Raw genomic sequence first — 21,850 nt, 5'->3', positions numbered from 1 at the left:
TCTTTCCTGGTCTTCCCATGTCAGAGAAAAACAGTAGTAGAAGAGTTGAATCTTCCTTAAAACGTACAAGGTTCTTAGGTCACCTTGGTCTCATGGCTGGAGTTTTCAGAGAACTTGAAGTTGACAAACTGATCGATGAGAAACTTCCCAAGGAAAGGGATCACAATGTTCCTCACTCAGTTTGCATCCTTGCCATGGTACTCAATGGTCTTGGTTTCATAGGGCAACGTCTGTACCTTTTTCCTGATTTTTTCAAAAACATTTCTACTGAAAGGCTTTTCGGAGACAATGTAACAAGAGAAGACCTGAATCAATATGCTATCGGAGAGACTCTTGATAGAATCGTAAAATATGGCCCTACAAAACTGTTTACGGAAATTGCTCTTCACATTATGGCTCGTCTACCTATTCCTGTTCACTGTTTACACGCTGACACTACAAGTGTCAGCGTTTATGGGGATTATGAAGACGAAGAAACTGAGTCTATTGATATTACTTTTGGAATTCCCAAAAACGGAAGATGGGACCTCAAACAATTTGTACTGAGCTTGATTGTTAATCAGCATGGCATACCTCTTTTCATGAACACCCATTCAGGAAATGCTTCCGACAAAAACACAATTCTGGAAGCTATCAACTCTCTTAAATCAGTTCTAAGGCCTGAAAGCAAAGTGTACTATGTCGCTGATAGTTCCTTTTACACAGACAATAATATCAAGAACATAGGAACGTCATTCTGGATCAGTCGCGTTCCTGCAACAATTACCGAGGCAAAGGAACTGTTAGCTGCAAATCTGAACCTGAAAACGCTAAAAAGCGACGAAAGATACTCATTTTATCAAACCTTTGTGGAATATGGTGGAGTTAAACAAAAGTGGGTTTTGCTGCTTTCTCACAAGATGAAAGAGAAAAAAGAGCAAACTCTCAGAACAAAGCTTGACAAAGAGTTTGAAAAAGCAGAGAAGTCTTTTAAAAAGCTGAAAGGAGAGGACTTCTTCTGTGAAGATGATGCATTAAAAGCCGCAGAGAAATGGATTCAAGATTTCCCCTCAATTGTGTTTGAAAATGTTGATTTGAAAGCCATTAAAAAACGTGAATCGGGTAAAAGAGGCAGACCTTCAAAAGATGAGAAATTAAAGACTTATTACAGGATTGATGGCAGTTTAAAGACTAATGAAGCTTTTGTTTTGAAAGAAATGGAGAAAATGGGACTTTTCATTCTTGCAAGTAATGATATCAGTATTTCTCCTGAAGATATGCTGAAGTATTACAAAGGACAGGACAATGTAGAAAAAGGATTCAGGTTCTTGAAAAGTGATACGTTTAGCATATCGAAAGTTTACCTCAAGAAAAAATCCCGAATTGAAGCACTGACTATGATAATGGTTCTCTGCTTAATGATTTATTCAATTGCAGAATGGAAATTAAGAACAAAGTTAGAAGAAGAAAATGAAACGGTTCCAGATCAAAAAGGGAAGCCAACAAAAAGACCTACAATGAGATGGATATTTTTCAATTTCCAGGGAATTACAGAACTTAGGATTCAGAAACAAGGAGAAATAGAGTCCGAAATATTGAATATGGAGGATATTCACTGGAAGATACTGAGGCTCATGGGAGAAAAATATGAAAATATCTATCTCTAATTACGTCAACCTGCCGAATGTAGGGTCTATTGTAATCGCTTCAAAATGTAATCTTATTTGCACTAATGATAAAGAATCTTATCCTTTCTTAAAAAATTCCTCAATATACCCAAAAGGTATCAGTAAACCCAAGATCTATAGAAGTATACGCAATGCAAGTTTAATAAATGATCACAATATCGTAGAATTTTGCAAACCAAATGAGAAGTTATCTAAGGAAGATCAAGAAAGTTTAAAGAATATTTTGGAGCAATATTAAGAGGATTTCGATAAACCTCGTTTTTTGGTTGATTGTTTATAAAGGGCATATAAGCAATTTGTCGAAATTCTCTTAAGTGTTTTGGTTGTGTTCTTTGGCGAGTTATGTTGTATTTTCAATGTTGTTTGTCAATAGGCACAACTTTTTGATTTTTTAAAAATAAATCAAAATTCGAAAGAATCTTTAAGTATGGGCTTAGAAACTAGACTTTTTTATTGTTAAAATATATAAATAATAGATTTTAGTTAAGGCAACTTTCAAAAATTAGGGTTGTGCAAAATTCTCACAAAACAGCGTTGCGTTTTTTGAAGATACCTATATCCCCGCACTTAATTTTTTTGATTAATTCTATGATTTATAAAGCTTCTTGTGAGTTGTGGCAAGATTAATCTCTTAAGCAACGGACTTAAGATCTGTTATCGAAGGATTTCGTGTGTTTGAATCCCACCCCTCGCATTTAAACTCTCTTTTAGTTATTTATTTTAATCCATTCTGAACTATTTTCTCAGATGCCTTTGAATCAGCATTCTGTATAAAAACTGAACCATAAGCTTCCAAAAGACTGTTTATCGCGAAGGAGTTCAGATATTCGAATCTCTTCTCTCGAACTAGAAGTGCAATTGAAAACGACCTGCTCTACACCCGTCCACACTAACAAATACTTTCTTAAATATAAGTAGGGTTTGCAGTTTACACATATAGACATTCTATAAAGAATTTGAATTAAATTATTTGTAAATATTGAAAGAATGTATATTCCACCCATGGGACTGCTTCCTTTCCAAAGTGCCAGAAATTTTTCGATAGAATGTGTACAATTGATGAAGCTCTGAGAGAAAAAACCGTCACCTGTATGCATGTAGTTATCAGTTGCATGAGGAACAGGTGGGTTGGTGCAGATGCCATTACTTGCACCTGCATTGAACATTAATCTATTAAAACAGCTTACTGAGACTTTTGACTCAGAAGCTTAAAAAAGATAATACAGTACTGGCTGAAAATAATAACCGATTTATAGATAGTGCTGTATTCTAAATTTATGAAACTTGAAGAGCGTCTGGAACTCTTTAAAGAAAAGATAAAAACAACGGATTTTCTGGAATGTAAAGGATTGGGAAATGAAATCCCATACTGGATATTTGATTATGAGCCTGATAAAGAGCTTCTAGTCAGAGACACAATTGAAAAGATGGTTACAGGCTTTGAGACCAAATATTCTCTTAAAATAATTGAGATTAACCTGTACGATCTGTGTCTCAAAATACTAAGTCAGAAGCTTAGTGATGAAAAAATAACCCAGTTTGAAAGGAAAAAGGGTTCAGACGCCTTACTTGAGAAGATAAGACTTATTCTTAACCAGGATGCTACAAAGAAAGAAATCTCCGAGATACTTCAGGGAAACTATGATATTATTTTCCTGACAGGAGTGGGAAATGCCTGGCCAATGGTCAGAGCTCATTCTGTCCTTAATAACCTTCATTCCGTTACAGGTAAAAAGCCTCTTGTGATGTTTTATCCTGGAAAATTCAGCGGGCTTGACCTGAGCTTATTTGGAGAATTCAAAAGCAAGAACTACTACAGAGCTTTCCGCTTGATGCCAGAGGCAATGTAAATTTTAGAAATTTGTTCGGGACTACTCTATGGAGAGTTTCAGGTTTTCAGATAACATCCAGAATCTTAAATTTAACTCACATAGAAACTCAATTCAAACTAATATTTATTCAGAGTGCTAAACATGACAGCCACAGAAATAAAAATAGAAGATTTATTCGAAAAAGATATCCGAAGAGATATCAACGGGGTAATAAAGGTTGATCAGGAAGACGAAAGGAGCGTCTATACTGAACTTGACGAGTATGTGGTAACAGGGGAATCCAGAAAGCATTTTGATACATTTTTCAGAAATTATGCTGCAGCACTTGAAGAACCTACAGACAGAATAGGAGTCTGGATCTCAGGGTTCTTCGGTTCAGGAAAATCGCATTTCCTCAAAATCCTTTCATATTTACTGGCGAATAGGGAAGTCCATGGAAAGACAGCACTCGAATTTTTCAGGGAAAAAATTACAGACCCTGCTATTTTTGCCAATATCGAAAAAGCCGTTACTACAGGTACTAAAGACGTTATTCTCTTTAATATTGATTCCAAAGCAAACACTGCAAATAAGGGCGATGAACAGATTGTAAACATTTTCATGAGAGCTTTCAATGATATGAGAGGGTACCTGGGGGATGTTTTCTGGATCGCAGATCTTGAAGAAGACCTTGAAGAAAAAGGGCTTTATGAAGCATTTAAAACCAAATTCGAGCTCATAAATGGAGATCCATGGGAAGAAAGAAGAGTTACCTATGGTTTCGAGCAGGACGATATCATAGAAGCCCTTGAAAACTGCGGCTACATGAGCAAGGAAGCTGCTACCAGGCTGTTTGAAAACGACGGCGCAGGATATACTTTTAGTGTTGAGAAATTTGCAAAAAAGCTAGATAAGTACTGCAAATCAAAAGGAAAAGACCATCAGGTAATTTTCCTGGTGGACGAAGTGGGGCAGTATATAGGAGAAAACAGCGAACTGATGCTCAACCTTCAGACCATTGTGGAAGAACTAGGGACCAAACTCCGGGGAAAAGCCTGGGTTGCAGTCACTTCACAGGCTGATATTGATACTGTTACAAAGGAACACGTGAAAAGTTACGACTTTTCCAAGATTCAGGGACGTTTTAACACCAGACTGGGACTTACCAGCGCTAATGTGGACGAGGTTATCAAGAAAAGGATTCTGCATAAGAAAGAGGAATACAGGGACGTTCTGGCTTCTTACTATGCTGAAAAGCAGACAATACTCAGAAATCTGCTTGCTTTTTCAAACCGGGCTGAAATTAAAGTCTACAAAAACGAAGATGACTTTGTAAACGTATATCCTTTTGTCCCCTACCAGTTCAACCTTGTGCAGAAGGTCTTTGACAGGATCAGAGAAACAGGGTTTACGGGCAAACACCTGGCAAAAGGGGAAAGGTCGATGCTCAGCGCCTTTAAAGAGTCTACCGAGAACTACTGCGAAAACAATGTAGGGATGCTGATTCCTTTCCATGCTTTCTATGAGACTATTGAAGGCTTCCTTGACCCGATTATCGCAAGAACAATCTCCCATGCCCGGAAGAACGATTTTCTTAATGACAAAGACTGCGAACTTCTGGAAATCCTGTTTATGATCAGGAGTATTCCGGAAATTGAGCCTAACCTTGACAACCTGATAGTACTCTCCATTTCCTCAGTTGATGAAAATAAGCTCAAACTGAAAGAAAGAATCGTTGAATCCCTGCGGAAACTCGAAGACCAGAACCTGATTAACAAGTCCGAAGACAAGTATTATTTCCTGACAAATGAGGAGCAAGAGATTAACAAGGACATCAAAAGGGTAGAAATCGAAGAGCACCAGATCCTTGAAGAGATCCATACGATGCTTTATGAGCAGAAACAGGGGATCTGCCCGGCATCTCATAAGGACTACAAGTTTAACAGAGCTATTGATAACAGGGAGAAGACTGTCACAGGTGCAGACCTTACAATCAAATTCCTGACCCCTCTTTCAGACCAGTATAACAGTAAAAAAGGAAATCAGCAGTCCCTGAGCGGCGAGAATTTAAGCAATATAGATTCAACGGACACCCTGCTTTTCATACTTCCGGAAGACGAGTTGATCGACCAGATAAGGTCTTACCTGAAAATAGAGAAGTATCTCAAGCAAAACTCCTCAAACCGGAACAATGTGGAAATCCAGAATATTCTTTCCACAAAACAGCAGAATGCTAACAGTGCAAGAGCAAAAGCCCTGGAACTGGTCCAGAAAGGGGTCTCGGATTCAAGGGTTTTTGTTGACAACAAGGAAGTAATCCCTGAGAAATCCAGCCCTAAAGAGCGCATAAAGGAAGGGCTCGACTTACTTATACAGAACGTTTACAACAAAGCCGGATATGTTATAAAGGACTATGAAAACGATAGCGAAGTGCTCAGAGTCCTGCGCTCGGACGACCTTGAGAGGTTCGGAGTTGAAGGCAGTGAAATAAACAGGCTTGCATTAAAGGAGATGCTTGACTACATCCAGCTGAAGTACGGGAGAAGCGGAAGGGTCCTGTTAAGCGATTTAAAGGAACGCTTCATGAAGAAGCCCTACGGCTGGAAAGAAATGACGATTTCAGGGCTTGTGGCAATTCTTTACCTTAGAGAAGAGATCAAACTTCGCTACCAGTCCGAGTACCTGTTTAACGATGCGAGTGCTACGGCAAAACACCTGACAAGAAGGGACGAAGCTGACAAAGTGGTCATAGAAATCAGGGAGAAGACCGAAGAAGAGGACCTCAAAGCCGTAAAGAAGATCCTTAATGACCTTTTTGAAAAACTGAGCCTGCCTGAAAAAGAGGGCGAACTCTACGAAACTGCAGAGAAAATATTCAGGGAAGAGCTTTCAGCTCTGCAGGTAATCGAAGGAAGATATGAAGAAGAAGGGAGCTTCCCTGGTAGAGTCCGGATAGAAGCCTACAGGAAATTCCTGAAAGAACTGACAGAAAACTCAGACCCTTCATCCTTTTTCAGAGCTGCAGCCTTACGAAAAACCGAATTTGAAGAGCTGCACGCCGATGCAGAGCCTGTGAAGAACTTCTTTAACGGCTCCCAGGTTGAGATCTTCAGGAGGCTTGCCCATAAGTACAGGGATTACTCCAGAAATATCCAGTTCCTCAGTAAAGAAACAAGAGCAGATATTGAAGAAGTTAACAGAATTTTGAACATGGAAGAACCCTACTCTCAGATCCGCCAGCTCCCAGTACTGAAGAAGAGGATAGAAGTTGCAATACAGGATGCCCTTTCTGCCCGGAAAAAAGAGATCAGAGATAACCTTGATGCTGTTACAAAAGAGCTTGAGAGGGAGCTTTCAGACGAAATCTTTTCTGACGATTTCAAGGAAACAGTGCTAAGGCTCTTCAATGTGATAGAAAGGACGATAGAAGATGCTGAGGACTGTGCTCTTGTCCAGAGCCAGGTTCAGATTATAAATTCTCAGAGGGTAGAAGCTTACAGGCAGATGGACCGGGAAAGGCAGACTATCCGGGAAGAGCAGAAGAAGAATGAATATAAGACAAGACCTGAGGCTTTAGATAATCCGGGAACTCCGGCAACAAAATCTGTGGACCACGACACAGGAGCAGAAACAAAAATTGTTCCTCCGGCGGCCCCTCAGAGAAATACTGAAGTTATCAGCAATATAGCATTTTTCAGATGTGGAAAAATGCTGGAAACCGAAGAAGATGTTGAGGAATATATTACACAGCTCAGAGAAAAATTGATGGGAATCCTCAAGGAGAAGAACATAAGGGTGTGAATTACACCCTCTTTTTAATTTTATTGAAACTGATTTTTTTGAACCTTTTTTATTGAACCTCTTTTATTGAAACCTGCGTTCATCTGAATCTCAGAGATCTTTTTTGTCTCCATCTTCTATTGTAGATTCATCAAACATTGTAGATTCATCAAACCTAAATTTTTTCATTATCTTTTCCTTTATCTCGTCTGCTTTTGCAGCGTATTCTTCGGCTTCTTTTTTCATGCCCATGCTTGTGAGTAACTTTGAATATTCTGTAAATGCTACTGCCATATCTCCCATGTGTAAGAAATTTTCAGTTTCTTCATCAAGCAGTTTTACGTTTATGGGTATACTTTTTTCAAAGGCTTCTTTTGATTTATCATACTCGTCTGCCAGATGATACGCAATTCCCAGCTGGGTATATAATACACCGATAATTGACTGGTAATCAGGGTTATCGGGATCAGATACTGGATGCTTATTCAGGACAGAGAAGACTGATTTGTAGATCTGGATAGCTGCGTCGTAATTTCCCATGGATTTATGTAATATCCCGCAAAGGGTCCTAATTTCACAGACGGCTTTCCAGTTTTCCGGTTTTTCGGGGTCTTTTTCGTACAGGGCTTCATAGTAATCGCGGAGAAGGACCAGGTATTCTTTTGCAAGACCATAATTCTTTTCATGGATGAGTATAGTTGCTTGCTTCTGGAGGTCAAGAGCAAGAAGGCCTTTCATGAGATCTTTTTCGTTTTCATTCTGCAGGACCTGCCTGAAGACGTCGGCTGATTTTGAATACTGCTGTTTTGCAGGTTCCGGTTTTTCTGCTTTTTCATAAAGCAGCCCCATGTGTTTGAAGGAAAGGGCGAGTTCTTTTTTGTAATCTAAGTTTTCGGGGTTTTCGCTGGCAAGCTGGCGGCTCAGTTCTGTAATGCGCTCACGGTACAGGATTGCATTTTCATATTGTTTTTGCCCTGAAGCCAGGGATTCAAGGTCCCCGAGGGTCTGGATGAGATCTTCTTTGTAAACTGGAACGTCCGGGAACGTTTGTACCACATCTTCAAGGATGCCGAGAGCTTTTTTGTAGTATTTCAGAGCGGTTTCTGGCTCAGGGTCCGAATACTGTTTCCCTATGTAACCCAGGGTATTTGCAATTCCTACTTCATGGTCGATATCTTCGGGATAGGATTCAGACAGTTTTTCATAGGCTTCAAGGCCCTGTTCATAGTACTGTTTTGCAGTTTCCGTTTCCCCTTTTCCTGCGTAAAGGTGTCCGATCCGGTCGAGGGTTGCGGCTATATTTGCTTCGCTCACCTCATCTTCGGGGTCTCTTTCGTGAATATTCCTGTAGATATTGATTTCCTGCATATGGCATTCTTTTGCACGTTCTATGTCCCCTATGTCTTCAAACAGTTTCCCAAGCCCGGTAAAGTCGTCGGAAATTTCATACTGATAATGCAGGTCCTCCGGATTTTTCCCGGCCAATTCTCTGAGAATTTCAAGAGCTTTTCCGGCGTATTGAGCTGCTTTTCCAGAGTCCCCGGCTTCATAAAAGGCCCTTCCGAGCATCCGGTAAACCTTGCCCTGCTGCCGGACGTAAGTAGTATTTCCCGGACTTGCCCGCTGTTTTTTGGAGAGGAAATCAAGGGCCTGGAGGTAGCTTTCTTCGGCTTTTTCGATTTTCCCAAGTTTTGTGTACAGGTCTGCAGAGGTCTCGTATAAGAAAAGAAGATGAGCGGAGACGAGAATGTGTCCCGGTTCTTTTTTGAGGATTCCGGAATAGATTTCTTCTATCTGCCCAAATACCGTGTTTGCGGCTTCGAAGTTCCTGGATAATAGACAATAATTTTTAAATTGTTCGGTCAGCAGCTGCAGTTTCTTAAACAATTCCAGTTTTCCGGGAACCAGTTCAAATAATCTCCCGTAATTCTGCACGATTCTTTCGAAAATCACGGGCTCTTCTTCAAGCTTTTGCGCATCCAGGTGATAGGTCATGATATTTTCCAGGACTTTCAGGTAGTTCTGTATATACTCAGAGTTGTCCGGGACCCGGGCAATGAGCTCGTCATAAGCGGCAAAAATTTTGTCGAAATATTTTTTGTCCCTGTAAAAGTACTCCTCCATTTTAGAAACACTATCTATCTCGGAGAGAGCTTTTATGGTAAAACCAAATGAATTATAGACATAGTACTGATGGACAGGGTTTTCCGGAGCATCCAGAAAGAGCGGCACGGAAAATTCCATTAGCTTCTGGAACTCCTCCAGAGCTTCTTCATTCCTTTGTTCGGCAAGAAAAGCTCTCCCTTTCAACATAAGGATAGAGCACTGGTAGTCCGGTCTTTTTGCCTTATCTAAAAGCTTTTCGGCTTTTGCAAGGTTTTCAAATGCCTTTTTGGTTTTCCCCGTGTTGATCTGGACCAGAGAGGTTTCAAGAATCCGTTGTATTTTATCCGCAAACTGCCTGGACATACACGTAGATTACTATTCAGGTAATAAAAGATATCGTCCAGCCCGGCGACTTCCAAAAAAATAAGCATAAAGCCCGACCCCGCCAAAAAAACCGTACCTTCAATTTGAATTTCAGGCACATCAATCAAAATAAAGATCCCGAACAGGTCAAAACTCAAAAAACTTATAAACCCATCAAATATTATAAGTCATATAAATTTCTCAACCAGTTGAAAAATGAAATCGGGTTCTGGAAATATGGACAAATCAGCAATAATCGAATTCTCAAACAAGGTTCGGGACAAGTTAAACGCAGAAGTAAGAAGCCAGGCAGCCTATTACGGAATTTTACCTGAAGAAATCCATGCCGTGGAAGAACATGCCGATTCAGTTATCATTAACGGCAAAGTCTTCAATTCAAAAATCAAAAACCAGCGCTCTCAGCTTGTAAAGCAGATCAAGGAAAAAGGCTACGAACAGGTAATGGAAGAAGTAACTTATGCCTGGTTCAACCGCCTTGTAGCTCTCAAGTTCATGGAGATGAACGGCTGCCTTCCGGACCAGATAAAAGTTTTCACCTCAACCGACCCGAATAAACCCGAACCCGACATTCTTACAAACGCCCTGAAACTTGACTTTCTGAATCTTAACCGAGATTTAGTTCTTGACCTCAAAGCCGAAAACAAAGATGAAGAACTCTACAAATACCTGATTCTAAAGCTCTGCAATTATCTGAACAAAATAATGCCTTTTCTCTTCGAGAAAATCGAAGACTATACCGAACTCCTTTTCCCTGACAAGCTTCTCCATACAGGCTCTGTCCTGCATGGCCTTAATTCAATTATTCCGGACGAAGACTGGAAAGAAGTTGAAATCATAGGCTGGATCTACCAGGACTATATTGCCCCGAAGAAGGACAAAGTCTTTGCCGACCTGAAGAAAAACATCAAGATCAGCAAAGAAAATATCCCAGCAGTCACCCAGCTTTTCACCCCCCACTGGATTGTCCGCTATCTTGTGGAAAACTCCCTGGGACGCCTGTGGATGCTCAACCGTCCGGAATCCAGCCTTGTTGACAGGATGGAGTATTACATAAAGCCGGAAAAGCAGGAAACCGATTTTCTGAAAATCAATTCTCCTGAAGAAATCAAGATCTGTGACCCTGCATGTGGTTCGGGGCATATGCTCGTTTATGCTTTTGACCTGCTGTATGCGATTTACGAAGAAGAAGGATACACTCCCTCCGAAATTCCGGAAATGATCCTGACCCACAATCTTTTCGGGATTGAGATTGATAAGCGTGCAGGAGAACTTGCCGGGTTTGCATTGGCAATGAAGGCAAGGGGAAAAGATCGCCGCTTTTTCAATAAACAGGTTCATCCCAATATCTGTATGCTGGAAAATGTCGCTTTTGAGCAAGGAGAACTCAATGATTACATTGAGACAGTTGGACGTGAGCTTTTCACCAATGCTCATAGAGCTACTTTACTTCAGTTCGCAGAAGCCGATAATTTTGGTTCTCTGATACGTCCGGTTGCAAAAGATATATCAGACCTTTTGCATTTATTGGAATCAAAAAATCTTTCAGGCAACCTCTCTCTCCTTTCAACTCATCAAAAAGTCCTGAAAGCTTTGAAGCAGGCGGATTATCTCAGTCCGAAATACCATGTGGTTGTTGCTAATCCGCCATATATGGGTGGCAAGGGGATGAACAATAGGCTGAAAACTTTTGCTCAGGATAACTACCCAGACAGCAAATCCGACACTTTTGCCATGTTCATCGAACGCAATCTTGACCTTGCAGTGAAAAAAGGCATGGTTGCCATGATCACCATGCAGAGCTGGATGTTCCTTTCGTCTTTTGAAAAACTTCGCGAAAACATCCTGAGTAACGACACTATCCTATCCATGGCTCATTTTGGAGCACGGGCTTTTGACAGCATTGGTGGTGAAGTTGTTTCAACAACGGCATTTGTTCTCGAAAATGCTCAACACCCTGATTACAAAGGATCTTATCTGCGACTGGTTGATGGAAACTGCGAGGCAGATAAGGAAGCCGAATTGAAAGCAAAAAAATCTGAACCTTTCTGCGCCTCCGCCGCCGCCTTCCAGAAAATACCAGGGAGTCCAATTGCGTATTGGGTGAGCGAAAATGTTATAAATGTATTTACTGGTAACAAGTGCATCGAAGATTTTGCTGAACTAAGACAAGGAATTGCTACAGGGGATAATGATCGTTTTTTACGTTTCTGGAATGAAATAAATTTTTCAAAAATAGGATTTGAGTGTGAAGATAGAGAAAGTTTTTGGTTTAATGAATTTGACTATGCTCCTTACAACAAAGGAGGAGGATATCGAAAGTGGTATGGGAATAATGAGTATGTAATAAGATTTTCTAGAGTAAATTACGAAATATTAAAACAAATGGGAAATCATTGTCCTAGTGAACAGTTTTACTTTAAGGCAGGAGCTACATGGTCTGCCTTATCATCATCCCCCTTATCCCTCAGGTTATTTCCAACGGGATTTATTTTCTCTGACAAAGGGCAAGCATTATTTACAAATAAATATGAACATTTGATAAAAATAATATCTTTTTTAAATTCAAATGTATGTGGAAACCTTTTGAAATGTATATCACCAACTTTAGACTACCATTCCGGATATTTAAGAACACTTCCTTTATGTATTAAGGATATTCCTATTAATGATTCACTTATTTCTCTTAGTAAATTCGACTGGGACTCCTACGAAACATCCTGGGATTTCACTACCCTTCCAATTCTCCAACCAGAATACCACCATCCAACCCTCGCTGAAACATACACAAAACTCCGCGCCCACTGGCAAGAAATAACTCTTGAAACACAGAGGCTGGAGGAAGAGAATAACCGTATTTTCATAGAAGCCTATGGTTTGCAGGATGAAATGACTCCTGATTTACCTCTTTCTGAAATTACGCTAACCTGCAATCCATATTACCGCTACGGTAACGACAAAACAGAAGAAGAACTTGAAGCACTGCTGTTGACCGATACAGTTAAAGAATTTATATCCTACGCTGTCGGGTGCATGTTTGGAAGATATTCGCCGGAAAAGGAAGGGCTGATCCTTGCAAGTCAGGGAGAAAAGCTGGCTGATTTTAAAGAAAAAGTACCCGGAGCTACTTTCCTGCCGGATGAAGATAATATCATCCCGATTCTTGATGATGAATATTACATGGATGACATAGTAGGCAGATTCAAGGAATTTTTGAAGCTTACATTTGGGGCGGATACGCTTTCTGAAAACCTGGACTTCATTGCAGGGGCGCTTTCAAAGAAAAATGAAGCTCCTGAAAAGGTTATCCGGAATTATTTCTTGAGAGACTTCTACAGCGATCATGTGAAGATGTATAAGAAAAGGCCAATTTACTGGCTCTTTACTTCTTCTGAAAAGGGAAAAGCGTTCAATGCGCTCGTTTACATGCACAGGTACGATAAAACTACCCTGGCGAAGATGAGGATAGATTATTTGCTGGACTTTGAGTCAAAGCTTGATGCTCAGAGATCGCTTCTGGAAAAGGAAATTACTGAAAATTCTAAGAATAGTGGAAAAGCCGAGTCAGAACTTGCTAAACTTAATAAAAAGATTAATGAGCTCGTGAAGTATGATGAACTGCTAAAAAATAAAGCAGATCAGATGATCGAGATTGATCTGGATGATGGGGTTGTGGAGAATTATAAGAAGTTTGAGGGGTTGGTTGGGAAGATATGAACTTCCATTCCCTTATCAAATCCGGCGAATCCGAAACCCTTGAATTCAAAGAAAAATTCGATGACAGAACCATAGAGTCAGCTGTGGCTTTTGCTAACGCAAAAGGCGGCATGATCCTTATAGGGGTTAGTGGTGCTTGCCAGAAGGAGGAGAAATGACTCACTCAATTGCTGAACTGCTCTCCAGGCCCGAAGGCAAAACGCTGGAGTTCAAGCGTGACCTGTCCTCTCCTAGAAATATACTAAAAACACTGGTAGCTTTTGCCAACACCGCAGGGACGTCTGGAGTATTCCTTTAACTATCCTGCGGGAAGCTGTGGTCAATGCTGTTGTCCACGCTGACTACTCCCAGAAAGGTGCACCCATCCGGATTTCTTTTTTTGATGACCGCATTGAAATAGAAAACCCTGGCATCCTGCTTCCGGGTTTAACGGTGGAAGATATGCTTCAGGGGGTTTCCAAATTACGGAACCGCGTTATAGCTCGCGTTTTCCGGGAACTTGACCTTATTGAGCAATGGGGCAGCGGTGTTAGCCGTATGTTCAAAGAAGCAGAGGTTCTCGGTCTTCCTGAACCGGAGATCGTTGAAGTGGGTATGCGGGTAAGGTTCATTGTTTATCTGGCGGAATCCATTGCGGTTGAAACCACAGGCTTAGTTACAGGTGAAGGAAAGTTACAGCCCGAGTTACGGCCCGAGTTACGGCCCGAGTTACAGCCCGAGTTACGGCTAGAGTCACTGCTTGCGGCTAAAGTGCTGGTCCTTCTTATGAAAAATGATGCCGGAAAAGCCGAACTTGCGTCTGGATTAGGCCATAAGACCATTTCAGGAGAGCTTAAAAAACAAATCAAAAGGCTTCTTGAGCTTGGTTTCATTGAAATGACAATCCCCGACAAACCCCGTAGCAGCAAGCAGAAATACCGCCTGACAGCTAAAGGGAAGGCATTTTTAGATAAAGAGGCTGAGGGAGGCGAAGAATGAAACCAGATAAAAATACTGGAAAAAATATGCATCGGATGGAAACCGGCGAATTCATCACAAGCCATGTGATGAATTTGAAAGCCACATGCCTCGAAACTGAGGAACTAAAGGGTAGCAGAAATCTTCTTTAACACCAGAATAATCGAGCAGTGGAGCAGCGGTGTCAGGCGCATGTTCAAGGAAGCAGAGGCTCTCGGGCTTCCTGAGCCTGAGATCGTTGAAGTGGGTATGCGGGTGAGGTTCATTGTCTATCTGGCGGAATCTATTGCAGTACTGCCTGAATCTAAAGAAATAAAAGGGATACTGGATATCCCGGAGCACCAAGTCAGTGAACTTGGTGCCAGAACAGGCACTATGTTGGAACTTCGCCGGCACCAAGTTGAAGTACTCAAAAAATGTAAAAATGAATGCTCTATTGTCAATCTGATGGAGCTCACAGAGAGGACAGACCGCAGCAAATTCAGAAAGCGCATACTAAGTCCTCTGCTCGATGCAGGCTTCATTGAAATGACAATCCCCGACAAACCCCAAAGCAGCAAGCAGAAATACCGCCTGACAGATAAAGGTAAGGCATTTTTAGATAAAGAGGCACATGAAGGCATAGAATAAGAGAATCATGTCAGTCATGTCCATGCCTGTATTCGATGGAAATCTGCAGATTCATCACACGGCGTGTGATGAATTTACAGGCATTCCAAGTCTGGTGCTTCAAACATCTTAAAGGCCAAAATAGTTCTGCATTAATTCCGCATTAATTCCGCATTAAAGCCGCATAAGCCGCACTAAAGCCGCACTAAAACACTTCTTTCCTGACAGAAAGGTTGAGGATCTTGATTTTGAAGCCGCAGTAGTTTGTTTTGAACGCAAGCGAAAGCTCGTAGAAAAGGATCTGGAATCCCTGCTCCTGGTAACCAGACATCAGGGACACCTGGTGAGTTTCAAAAACGTTATAATCACACCAAAAAAACCATAAACACGCCATGACCTTGCCAGGGAACCAGCAAGGTTGTAGAACTCATTGGCATCTTGTGAATGTTCTAAAACAAATCGCAGATAATTAATCAGGATTGTTGGCAAAATTTAATACAGATTGGAGCGTGTATTGATTATTATTTTCTACATTTCTCAGGAATCTGATAATCTTGAGTGGGCAACATGTGAAACTTCCATGTTTTGAGACTGTCATAAGCCAGATGGTCAAGAATATCTATAGGTATAAGGGATGCAGGTACTCTGAGCTTGAAGCAAAACTGGTTGATGATTTTAAAGCAGGGTGTTTTTTTCAACAGGATGATCCGGATTACAAAATCAATGAATTCAAAAACGAAATCTATTGGGTTTCCAAGTACCTGAAAATGATACGACTTATCCGTGATGGGTCAGATGGGTTAATTTCCATAAATCCTGAGGGAGTGAGGTTTTTAAATACACAGGTACTTGAAGAAAGCAAACTTGAAGATCTTGAGCAACTGATTGAGATACGGACTTATTTAAACACTTTTGAACTTAAACTCGACCCAATTGTTGTTTCGTACAGGCAGCTTACACAGGCTGATAAAGGGAAAGTTGACAGGACATTAAGCAGTTTCTACTGCTCAAAAGACCCGGACATTCAAGATTTTGTGCGGCATAAAATGGAAAGATTTGACGACAAATCAATATGCAGATCATACCTTATACTTGATCGAGAAAACAGTGATGACGAAAACTTTTGTATTCTTGGGTTTTTTGCCCTGGCTTTGAAAATACTAACTGTGGACCAGAACAAATTAAACAGGAAGCAAAAAAGGGACATGAACCTGCTGAGAGAACAGGAAGGCATTCCGTCCTATTTTATTGCCCAGTTAGGGAAAAATGACATGTTCAAATATAATTTTAAAGGGAAATACCTGCTTGATGAAGCCGTAAACATTGTTTATGACTGCATCGGGTTGTTAGGAGGGACTATTGTCTGGCTTGAAGCAAATAAAGAAGCCGACTCTGTAGTGAAATTCTATAAGAACAATAAGTTTATAGAACTGCAGTCCGAAATGCAGGAGGATGGAGTAGAGAGAATCCAAATGATAAAATATTTAAATAGGGAATGAATAAGTGAAAGAACATATATCAATTAAGAACACATATAGTTGTAAAAAAGAGAAGATTAAATTACAAGGGGGAAAATTATGGCGTCGAGATATCTGGAACAAAACTGTTTACATATATCAGACCCGGTTGCTATTAATAAGCTTCATTCTCTATTTGAAAAGAATGAAAAATCCAAACCTCCTGAATCTCGATATAGGAAATCCGAGGAAGAGGTAATCGAATTCTTAACTAAAAAATTTTGACCTTTATTTGATTACAGAAGCTTGACGAACTCGTCATCGGTCATTCCGGCTTGCCTGATTATAGATTTCAAAGTCCCTGACGGAATTTCGGGATGATCCGGGACAATAACAACGAGAATTTTATCCGGAGCCTTCTTTTTCATTTTGATATGGTTGCCCTTCTGAGATATGACCTGAAAACCCTGGCTGTTGAGAGCCTTGATGACCTCAAGAGCTGAGGGCGTGGGAAGTTTTGGCATGGGAAGAGACCTCTACCGTTGTGGTAAAAACCTGTCTGGCTGCAGGGATTTTGACGTCCTCGTCTTCGAGGTAGAGTTCAATTGCTTCCTTCAGGTTCTCGATGGCTTCTTCAATTGTTTCACCCTGGCTTGCGATGTCAAGCTCCGGACACCAGGAAACATACCATTTACCTTCATTATGGACGACAGCTGAAAACCTGTACGTTTCTTCCATGATTAAAGATTTCCTATGTGCTATAAAAAATCTCTCTTTGGAAGATGTCCCAGTTTAAGGTTTCTGGTCGAGGGGGTACTTTTCACCGCGTGGATCAGTATCTGATATGAAACATAATTAATTAGTAATGTAATTTAATCGTGTATTTCAGGAACGGGCAAGAAAATTTGCAAATACGGTCAGTTTGTAAGCGTGCTGCATAAATTTCTCCATGCTTTAGCGAGTCCAGAATTCCCAGGAGAATGATTATAAATATAATTATTACAAAAATAATCATTATGCAATTCTACAACCGGCAGAAAGAGCTTAAACTTATGGAACTGCTCGATCAGGGGAAACCATCTTTTTTTGTCATAACCGGCAAAAGAAGGGTAGGAAAAACCGAGCTGATCAAGCAGTTCACACGGAACAGGAAAGCGCTGTATCTTTTCGTTGACAGTAACAAAAGCATTAACATTCTGATGGACGAGTTCGACCGGCTTTTAAAGGAGAAACTGGACCTGCCGGATTACATAAAAGTCGATGAACCTGAGAATTTCCTCAAATTCATTACCTCTTATGACAGGGACCTGGTAATAGCGATTGATGAATTCCAGAGGTTCCAGAAAGTCTACCCATCTTTCATTACTCAGCTGCAGCGATACTGGGACATGAAGCCGGACAATTGCAGAATCTTTCTTATCGTTTCCGGGTCTTCTATTGGCATGATAAGAAAAATCTTCATTGAGGAACAGGCTCCGCTCTTCAAACGTGCCGATAATATTCTGACCATAAAGCCCTTTACGGTCCTTGAGACATTTGAGATGCTCGATGGCATGGGTATAAAAAATCCGGAAGAAAAACTGAATCTATACTTCCTTTTCGGAGGGACGGTGTATTACTATCGCCTGTTTGAAAAGTATCAGTGCACAGGATTTGATGATGCCCTTGAAAAGCTGATATTCAGCGAGTTTGCACCGCTTAAAAATGAAGTGAGGGAAATTCTGATAGAGGAATTTGGGAAGGAGCACTCCACATATTATGAAATAATCTCAGCGATATCACAGGGAAGATGCTCGATGAGCGAGATCTCAGACATGACACATGTTTCTTCGAGCTCATTGTCACCTTATTTTTACGATCTCACAGATCTGCTGGGAGTAGTGGAACACCGGATACCTATCACGGACAGTCCTGAAAAAAGCAAGAGAGGACGGTATTTCCTGAAGGATAATTTTTTCAGGTTTTATGGTCGCTTCATATATCCTATGTACAGCCGGTATATGGCAGGCAATTATTCTCCTATGCTGGAAAAGGTCCGGAAGGAATGGCAGAGTTACACAGGCAAGATATTCGAGGACATAGTTCATGAACTGCTGGTTGAAAAAATGATCAGCGATTATCCAGAGCTTGGGAGCTGGTGGAACCGGAAGGGAGATGAGATTGACATTCTTGGAGTAGATCACCAGGGGAGAAAAGCCCTGGCAATTGAAGTCAAGAATAAAGAACTGGCTGAAAACGAAGCTAGAGAGATTCTGGAATTAACACTCGATAAAACAAAATTAGTAAAAGGAATATCCGGTCAAAAATTGAAAGTCGGGATAGTGGCTCGAAAGGTCAAAGGTAGAAAGAACCTGGAAGATGATGGATTTCTTGTATGGGAGCTGGAAGAGCTCATTCCATGATATCAAAAAAGACAATTGTCCTTATTATCAAGTCCTGGATCCAATTTGGGTGATGTATAGGAAATGACAAGACGGATAATTTTTACATGCGGTATGAATGACCAACCCAAAAGTTAGCAAAATCTTTTAAAAATAAAAGAGTATTTCAGGGATAAAGTATCTAAATCTCTAGCTCTCAATTAAGCCTTACCATACTTAATAGCAGGATATGAATTTTCATGGTCAACGTAGAAAAAACCAGTGGTAGCATACTCAAAAAATTTTCTCCTTCTGAATTCAAAGACTATGAGAAAAGAAAAATAGTTTTCTGGTACGACAGGGATAAAACTGCCTGGGATCAGGAGAAGAATGCTCCCGGAGAAGAGCTTGAAGAAATAATACAGATCCTGAAAGAAAATAACATCAAATTCCATATCCTTGACAACAATTACTTTGAAACCAAAAAACTCCTCGAAATTGAAGATACGGAATCAAAATATTTAATCTACTGTCCAGACAAAGAAAGATCACACGAATCTAACTGGCTTTTTGATATCCAGCTCTATTCTTCCAGATTCGAAAACAGCCGGATTTCAGACATTAAGAGCGAGTTTGAGATTGACGGGCATGATCTTGACGACTTCTTCACTAAATACGAGAAATTCTTTGGCAACCAGAAAGAAAGAGTTCAGCCTTTAAAAAAGTTCTACCAGAAAGACTGGCGTGAAAAAGAGTTCATTCTGGGCATGTTGGCTGTTTTTTCAAAAACGCAGGCTCCTGAGTTCAAACAGATTGTTAGGGACATCATGCTCAAATCACTGGATGAAGCTGAAAATCCTATCTTGGAGAATATCTCAAAATTCGGACTGAAGGAAAACTTCTGGGAACTTTCAGAAGAGGACTTTGGGTTTTCGGCAAAGAATCCTACCCTGAAGAAGCTTTTCCTTAGTTTCCTGATTACACACATGAAGAGGTATTCAGGAATTTCCCTTTCAGGTTACGACCAGTATGTGAACCGAAAAGAAAACGAGTGTCAGATCTTCCTCAAGCACTGGATGGACAGCTCACGGGATTCTAATACATTTGAAAAATATACAAGGGAAATCCTTGAAGAAAATAACCATGATCTGGAAAAGAACCTGCAGGCAGCGCTTGATAAGCGAGATGTGCAGACATATCTTGAAGCCGAAGCTGTTGAGACATTTGATAAAGCTTTAATTGTTCATATACTCAAATCCCTGAACAGTCCTGTAAATTCAACAGAAGATGACTTTAAAAACTATCTTTCCTGGATTGATACCCGCAGGACAAAGCACTGGTTTTCAGAGTATGAGAATATCTACAACGCGCTTGGATATGCGGTTAAGCTCTTCCAGTTTTCCCTGAACTATTATGATAATCCAAAAGCATCTAACGCACTTGAAAACACTCCTAGCTTATACGAGTTATTCAAAGCGTATGCTGAGACTTACTACCAGATTGATTACCTCTATAGGAAATTTTACTATTATTATGACAAAGAGCAGGAAAAAGATATCCTGAAGAAAAACCTCAGACCTCAGGTTGAAGACCTTTACACCAACAAGCTACTCGGAAAATTGTTATTGAAATGGAGTAGCCTAATTGAATCTGATCTTAAAGGGCAGTGGAAGATCGAGCTTGCAGAAAGCCAGAAGAGTTTTTACAAACAGCACGTAGCAAATAAGATCCTGCAAAAGGATGATCGGAGTAAAGTTGCAGTCATAATCTCCGATGCACTTCGCTACGAAGCAGCAGCAGAGCTTTTTGAAATCCTCAACAAAGATACCTGGGGACTTCCCGAACTCAGCTACATGGCAGGAGTTTTACCCTCATACACAAAGCTTGGAATGGCAAGTTTACTCCCACATAATGCTCTGGAATATAAGGGAAGAGAAATCTTTGTGGATGGCATAAGTTCTGAAGGACTTGAAAAAAGGAACAAAATCCTGCAGAGTAAATATGAAGATTCACTTGCATTTAATTATGAAGACTTCATGAGGTACAGCCGGGAAGAAGCAAGAGAACTCATCAAGGGAAAAAGAGTCCTTTACATATACCACAATAAAATAGATTCAACTGGGGATAAACAGTCCTCAGAGAATAGCGTTTTCATTGCTGTAGAAGAAACAATTGTTGAAATTAAGAAACTTGTCAAGTATTTGAGTGATCGACTGAACACAACAAATATCATTGTCACAGCAGATCACGGTTTCCTTTACAGAAGAGACGATATGGAAAGTGTAGATAAAGTAGATACTTCATTATTTGACAAATCTCGCATAATTGACACAACAAAGAGATTTATCCTGAGTGACCAGGAACTTACACAGGATAATTCACTGGATAACATACACAGCTTTGACATGCGCCATATGCTCGGGCAGGATCACACTCCCCTTTTTGCCTATGTCCCTAAAGCAGATCTCAGGTTCAAACTTCAGGGAGGGGGGCTCAATTTCGTGCACGGAGGAGCCTCTCCTCAGGAAATTGCAATTCCAGTTTTAACATATAATCATCGGCGGAATGAAAAAGCCATTGAGAAGAAAGGTATCAAGCATGGTAAAGTCAATGTCTCGGTGATAAATGACCGGAAAAAGATTACAAGCAACAAATTTAAAGTAAAGATTTTCCAGACAGAAAAAGTTACTGACAAAATGAAATCCCGCACCATTAAAGTTTCTCTATGGGATATTGATGGTGGGCAGGAAAAAATGGTCAGCGATGAAAAAATCATTATTGTCAATAACGAATCCGATGAACCCGAAGAAAGGCAGTATAATATCCTGCTCACCCTCGGAAACAATCTTGAAAACAAAACATATTACCTTAGGCTTATTGACGAAGACCCAGCTGAAATTAAAGATATTGCACGGATTCCATTCGAACTTGACCTTCTGATTGGCGACTTTGATGACTTCTAAGTTGAAAATAAATTATGCACAAAAATTCGGGATAAAAAAGAG

At 40.4% G+C, this 21,850-nt stretch carries 15 protein-coding genes; 11 read left to right on the top strand and 4 right to left on the bottom strand.

The window, feature by feature from the left end:
* The first annotated feature begins 17 nt into the window (after window positions 1–17).
* The 3 genes from MSMAS_RS06235 (at window position 18) to brxC (ending at window position 7,279) form a co-directional block, all read left to right on the top strand.
* Window positions 18–1,646 carry an IS1634-like element ISMma3 family transposase gene (locus MSMAS_RS06235; protein WP_011032145.1) on the top strand — a complete coding sequence of 543 codons (1,629 nt, stop codon included), beginning with the start codon at window positions 18–20 and terminating at the stop codon, window positions 1,644–1,646.
* A gap of 1,298 nt (window positions 1,647–2,944) precedes the next feature.
* The gene (locus MSMAS_RS06225) at window positions 2,945–3,517 is read left to right on the top strand and encodes a DUF1788 domain-containing protein (RefSeq protein ID WP_011032107.1); all 573 of its coding nucleotides are present in this window, start codon (window positions 2,945–2,947) and stop codon (window positions 3,515–3,517) included.
* 123 nt (window positions 3,518–3,640) lie between these two features.
* The gene (gene brxC, locus MSMAS_RS06220) at window positions 3,641–7,279 is read left to right on the top strand and encodes a BREX system P-loop protein BrxC (protein WP_048046369.1); all 3,639 of its coding nucleotides are present in this window, start codon (window positions 3,641–3,643) and stop codon (window positions 7,277–7,279) included.
* A gap of 90 nt (window positions 7,280–7,369) precedes the next feature.
* Here brxC and MSMAS_RS06215 read toward each other — a convergent pair whose 3' ends face one another.
* Window positions 7,370–9,727: a tetratricopeptide repeat protein gene (locus tag MSMAS_RS06215; protein ID WP_048046368.1), complete on the bottom strand. Its 2,358-nt coding sequence runs from the start codon at window positions 9,725–9,727 to the stop codon at window positions 7,370–7,372.
* 237 nt (window positions 9,728–9,964) lie between these two features.
* Here MSMAS_RS06215 and pglX point away from each other — a divergent pair, with 237 nt between their 5' ends.
* From pglX to MSMAS_RS06195, 5 genes are all read left to right on the top strand, one after another.
* The gene (gene pglX, locus MSMAS_RS06210) at window positions 9,965–13,462 is read left to right on the top strand and encodes a BREX-1 system adenine-specific DNA-methyltransferase PglX (protein WP_048046367.1); all 3,498 of its coding nucleotides are present in this window, start codon (window positions 9,965–9,967) and stop codon (window positions 13,460–13,462) included.
* On the top strand, window positions 13,459–13,620 hold the full coding sequence (locus MSMAS_RS06205; protein ID WP_015410902.1) for an AlbA family DNA-binding domain-containing protein: 162 nt from the start codon (window positions 13,459–13,461) through the stop codon (window positions 13,618–13,620). The genes pglX and MSMAS_RS06205 overlap by 4 nt, the downstream gene beginning before the upstream one ends.
* On the top strand, window positions 13,617–13,760 hold the full coding sequence (locus tag MSMAS_RS18695; RefSeq protein WP_015410903.1) for an AlbA family DNA-binding domain-containing protein: 144 nt from the start codon (window positions 13,617–13,619) through the stop codon (window positions 13,758–13,760). Before MSMAS_RS06205 ends, MSMAS_RS18695 begins: the two co-directional genes overlap by 4 nt.
* Window positions 13,761–13,777: 17 nt before the next feature.
* Window positions 13,778–14,440 carry an ATP-binding protein gene (locus MSMAS_RS06200; protein ID WP_011032111.1) on the top strand — a complete coding sequence of 221 codons (663 nt, stop codon included), beginning with the start codon at window positions 13,778–13,780 and terminating at the stop codon, window positions 14,438–14,440.
* Between the two features lie 120 nt (window positions 14,441–14,560).
* A complete protein-coding gene (locus tag MSMAS_RS06195) occupies window positions 14,561–15,049 on the top strand; it encodes a Fic family protein (protein WP_155395347.1) in 489 nt (162 codons plus the stop codon).
* A 184-nt stretch (window positions 15,050–15,233) separates the two neighbouring features.
* On the opposite strand, the gene MSMAS_RS19740 is transcribed toward MSMAS_RS06195, so the two are convergent.
* Window positions 15,234–15,359, bottom strand: a complete 126-nt coding sequence (locus MSMAS_RS19740; RefSeq protein ID WP_015410905.1) for a hypothetical protein — start codon at window positions 15,357–15,359, stop codon at window positions 15,234–15,236.
* Between the two features lie 238 nt (window positions 15,360–15,597).
* Between MSMAS_RS19740 and MSMAS_RS06190 the strand changes: the two genes are divergently transcribed.
* Window positions 15,598–16,527: a winged helix-turn-helix domain-containing protein gene (locus MSMAS_RS06190; protein WP_226987663.1), complete on the top strand. Its 930-nt coding sequence runs from the start codon at window positions 15,598–15,600 to the stop codon at window positions 16,525–16,527.
* Window positions 16,528–16,781: 254 nt separating this feature from the next.
* On the opposite strand, the gene MSMAS_RS18105 is transcribed toward MSMAS_RS06190, so the two are convergent.
* Both MSMAS_RS18105 and MSMAS_RS06185 read right to left on the bottom strand, forming a co-directional pair.
* Window positions 16,782–17,009 (bottom strand): type II toxin-antitoxin system HicA family toxin, encoded by a 228-nt coding sequence (locus MSMAS_RS18105; protein WP_011032114.1) that lies wholly within the window; start codon window positions 17,007–17,009, stop codon window positions 16,782–16,784.
* The gene (locus MSMAS_RS06185) at window positions 16,978–17,223 is read right to left on the bottom strand and encodes a type II toxin-antitoxin system HicB family antitoxin (RefSeq protein WP_015410907.1); all 246 of its coding nucleotides are present in this window, start codon (window positions 17,221–17,223) and stop codon (window positions 16,978–16,980) included. The genes MSMAS_RS18105 and MSMAS_RS06185 overlap by 32 nt, the downstream gene beginning before the upstream one ends.
* A gap of 278 nt (window positions 17,224–17,501) precedes the next feature.
* On the opposite strand from MSMAS_RS06185, the gene MSMAS_RS06180 reads away from it, so the two are divergent.
* Both MSMAS_RS06180 and pglZ read left to right on the top strand, forming a co-directional pair.
* Complete coding sequence (locus MSMAS_RS06180; protein ID WP_230633348.1) at window positions 17,502–18,887, top strand: ATP-binding protein; 1,386 nt, start codon at window positions 17,502–17,504, stop codon at window positions 18,885–18,887.
* 218 nt (window positions 18,888–19,105) lie between these two features.
* Window positions 19,106–21,808 carry a BREX-1 system phosphatase PglZ type A gene (gene pglZ, locus MSMAS_RS06175; RefSeq protein ID WP_048046365.1) on the top strand — a complete coding sequence of 901 codons (2,703 nt, stop codon included), beginning with the start codon at window positions 19,106–19,108 and terminating at the stop codon, window positions 21,806–21,808.
* The last annotated feature ends 42 nt before the right edge of the window (window positions 21,809–21,850 follow it).

This window comes from Methanosarcina mazei S-6, from assembly GCF_000970205.1.
Lineage (GTDB): Archaea > Halobacteriota > Methanosarcinia > Methanosarcinales > Methanosarcinaceae > Methanosarcina > Methanosarcina mazei.
This window is presented reverse-complemented; position numbering and strand designations above follow the sequence as displayed.